Source organism: Streptomyces misionensis (assembly GCF_007896895.1).
Classification (GTDB): domain Bacteria; phylum Actinomycetota; class Actinomycetes; order Streptomycetales; family Streptomycetaceae; genus Streptomyces; species Streptomyces misionensis_A.
The window spans coordinates 55,094-56,835 of the sequence record NZ_VOGW01000084.1; the positions used below are offsets into that span (position 1 = coordinate 55,094).

Genomic DNA, 1,742 nt, shown 5'->3' on the forward strand with positions numbered 1-1,742 from the left:
CTCGAGGCGCAGTCGTACGCGCCCGGCCCCCCCCGCCGGACCGGGCCGCGCCACCTGCACCTCGACGCGTCCACGGCCGCCCACGCCACGCCCGGCCACCCGGCCGCCCACCGCCCGCCCGCGGCCGTCCCCCCGCGGCCTCCCCCCCTCGCCCCCTCGGCCGGGCACGCGCCCGCCGCCCGCACCGGCGGCGGCACCACCCGCGCCGGGACCGACGGCGCCCGGCGCGCCGGCGGCGCCGAGAGCGAGACCCACGCAGGCGCCGCGGGCGGCGACCTGCGCCGGCGGAGCTCCCGGCGGCCCGGCGCGGTCGCCGTCGGAGGTCGGCGCCCGAGGTGACGGCGTGGGTCTCGATCTGGGCGCAGGCGGCGTCCAGGAGGGCGTCGGTCTCGGCGGTGATGGTGACCAGGCCGGTCAGGGCGACGTCCGCGTGCCCGGCGATGAGCTGGCGCTCACGCTGTTTGACGTCGGCGTACTCGACGGAGTCCTCTTCGGAATCGACCTGCCCGCGGCGGGCGCGCTCGTTGGCGTCGGCGATGATCGCGGCCTTCTTGCGCTGGACGTCCCTCAGCGCGGACTCGAGTCCCTGCGGGACGTAGATGAGGGAGAGGCTGCGGCGCACGCCGACCGTGAACATCAGCCCGTGCAGGAACCCGGCCCCCATTTCGGTGCGGGGCCAGTTCTCCACCCAGTACGTCGCGTGCCGCGCGCTGTCGGTGGCGAGGCGGTCGTACTCCTCGAACTGCACGACGGGACCGGCTGCCGCGGGATCGGCCTCGGCGCGGCCGGTCTGGGACCACTGCTGGAGCGCAGCGAGCGCTTTCGGGTCGTAGGCGGTGCGAACGACGGCGGCGATCTCCCGCGCGCTCAGCCAGCCGGTGACCATCAGGCCGGCGTTGCGGATGGCCTGGGCGATGGACGCGGTGGTCTGCGCCATGACGGTGAACGCGCCGGGCAGCCCGCCGCCGGCCTGTGAGATCAGGCGTCGGGCAGCCTTGAGGTCGAGGGAGATGGCGAGGTAGGTCTCGTGCGGAGCGGCGGCGGGGCCGGCAGAGGCGACCAACTCGGAGTAGATCTGCCCGGCGACCGGAGTCTGGTGCTGCCCGTTGTGGGTCCAGTGGCGGGTGAGCGTGTCACCGCTGTCGGGCACGGTGCGCTCCAGCACCTGCACGGCGGCGACATGCCCGGTGCGGGCGATGCCTGCCAGCGCACGGCCCCAGCTGCTCACGTTGTGGTTCTGGGTGGCGGGGTCGAGAAGGGCGAAAGCACGGCTGCTGACGCGGGCGATGGCGGTCAGGGTCTGCTTGTGCGGATCGTGCACGGCCGCGGCCCCGTTGGCGGAGTCGCCGGGGGTGACCACTTTGAGGGAGGCGGCGGTGCCGGGCAGGTGGAGGACGCCGTCCTGCCGCGGCCGGGTGACGGGCCGGGCGAGCCAGAGGGCCTGGCCGGTACGGCGGCGGTACGCATACCGGGCGACGATCGGTGCCCAGTCGACGAGGGAGCGACCGTGCCGGCGGATCGCGACGAGTGCACCGGATGCCGCCCACAGCGGTGCCAGGGCGAGGGCGCCGAGCAGTCCGGTGGACATCACCGTCATCAGCAGCAACGCCAGCGTGCACGAGACCAGGGTGAGTTGGGGCAGGGAGAGGCCGAGGAGGATGCCGCGGCGGGACCGGTGTGGGAACTTCACCGTGACCGGGGCGACGGAGAGATCAGTCATAGGGGGCGGGTCCTGAAGGCGC

Annotated in this window: 1 pseudogene; it reads right to left on the bottom strand. The window is 74.9% G+C overall.

Features of this window, described 5'->3' with window-relative positions:
- Positions 1-313: 313 nt before the first annotated feature.
- Positions 314-1,720 (bottom strand): annotated as a pseudogene (locus tag FRZ03_RS14440) (SCO6880 family protein); the annotation flags it as partial.
- Positions 1,721-1,742: the final 22 nt, after the last annotated feature.